This window comes from Vibrio sp. ZOR0018, from assembly GCF_963865925.1.
Lineage (GTDB): Bacteria > Pseudomonadota > Gammaproteobacteria > Enterobacterales > Vibrionaceae > Vibrio > Vibrio anguillarum.
Genome location: NZ_CAWMCN010000026.1, coordinates 1 through 1,848, shown reverse-complemented (window position 1 = coordinate 1,848; position 1,848 = coordinate 1). Strand labels below are relative to the sequence as shown.

General features: G+C 39.9%; 1 protein-coding gene and 1 pseudogene. One reads left to right on the top strand and one right to left on the bottom strand.

What is annotated here, in order from left to right:
• Positions 1-252: pseudogene (locus AACR75_RS00885) on the bottom strand (DUF3465 domain-containing protein); the annotation flags it as partial.
• A gap of 892 nt (positions 253-1,144) precedes the next feature.
• Here AACR75_RS00885 and AACR75_RS00880 point away from each other — a divergent pair.
• On the top strand, positions 1,145-1,738 hold the full coding sequence (locus tag AACR75_RS00880; protein WP_047691428.1) for a hypothetical protein: 594 nt from the start codon (positions 1,145-1,147) through the stop codon (positions 1,736-1,738).
• Positions 1,739-1,848: the final 110 nt, after the last annotated feature.

Here is a 1,848-nt window from a genome sequence, read left to right as displayed (position 1 = left end):
TTTGGAACCCTAGGAGCTAAATCAATATTGTGAGCAACAAGTAAAGTTTGTTTACTGTCCAGTTTCAATATGAATTTTTGATGCCTACTTCCTTCGTTGTCATCAGGTAACAAGCGAATAACTGTGCCTGCCTTGGACTTGAATATCACTTTGATGATTTTCATACGCATTTTTTAACTGATGATCATTAGCTTGAGCACCAATCGAAGCTAGACAAAAGACGGCTATAAATATAGCGATTAACTTCTTCATATACTCAATTTCTCCAATTCACATAACGCCCAATTAACGTGTGAGCAGCGCAGACACTGAACTTGAACATTGCGCCTTAAACACTAAACTCAATTCGAAGTGAGAGCGCCAAGCGTTGCGAATCACTGTTGAATTGTTTGTTATGTTTTACCACAAGCTACTGACTTAATTGAGAAAGAACTGCTATTTCTGACCAAATTTCTGAACCAAACCACAAGGCAAGAACCAACTTGGCCGCCAAAATCGACTAACCCAAAACCAGTAATTCCACTTCCCTGCCCAATGAGGCAACCCGACTAAGCTTCAACAAACTCCCTATCTTTCCAACCAAAGCACAAAACAATGGTGAATTGCCGAGGCAACTGCCAAGCTGGAATGCTGATTGGCTAAGAGCCTGAAAGCGACTTTGAGCCAGTAAAACAATAAGCCAACCGCCACGACCTGACAATGAAGCAACCCACGAACCTTGGCATGTGTTACGCCTTGAGTGATTCAAGAACTTAGGCCGACAATGCGGATTTGCTGAGTCTACTAGGAACAACTTGCCAGAGGGACAAAGAACTTGAACCTAAGACATTTAAGCCTTTGAAATACAAGTAAACATAACGCCCTGCTAAGGGGTGAGCAACGCAATACCGAAGCCGCCGCACACCACCTTAATCACTAAATTCAACGCATAATAAAAATGCCACGCGTTGCGAATCCCTCTTGAGCAGTTTGTTAGCCAGAAAACACTACATATAGTATTTACATTCAAAATAACACACCGCATATGGTTAAGTCACATTTCCAGATGAAACCTAATGAAATAACCACAAACTTAATAATGTTACATTGCAACACATACCATAATTGATAACGTGACATCGAGCCAATAATTTGAGGATTTTGAATGCCTACATTAAGTGTGTCTGAGTTTTCTTTAATCGTTGTAACTTCGGGAAAGCCAAAACAGACAAGAGTAAAAAACATCGCTAATCGCGAGCCTTATGCTGCATTTCGTGACTACTATGGTCCGTTACGAAACTCGATTAAACGTCTTTTCATTGCAAAGCGACATATTTCTCACCTTTACACAATATGCAACCGTCAAGAGGGAACTAAAAAGCAAAAATATGAAATGATCGTCAATACTTTTAAAGATTGGCAATCTGGTAAAAATATTAAGGCTTTTGACCCACCAAGAGAACACTACAACTTTTCACAAACGAGCATCACTTGTAACCCTGAACTCCATGTTGTGTTAAGCGGTCAACCACGCCTAGTTAAGCTCCATTTCAGTAGTAGTGACAAAATGACTCAGGAAAGAGCAAATATCATCTGTGCTTTGATGGAGGAGTCAATTAATGACAGTGGTTTTGAATATTCAGTCCTAGATTTAACTTCTGGCAAAGAGTACTTCTTCAATGGTAACTACGAAAAAATCTATGACAGAATAAATAACGAGATCAAGGAAGTCGAGAAATTTTGGCTAGAGGTAGCTTAAAATGTGTGGCATGGATGCCCATTTTTTGGCTAACGCCCGGTTAAGGGGTTGACAACGCACCACTTAACTCAAAAAACACGCCGTAAACACTGAATTTCAATTTTGAACTA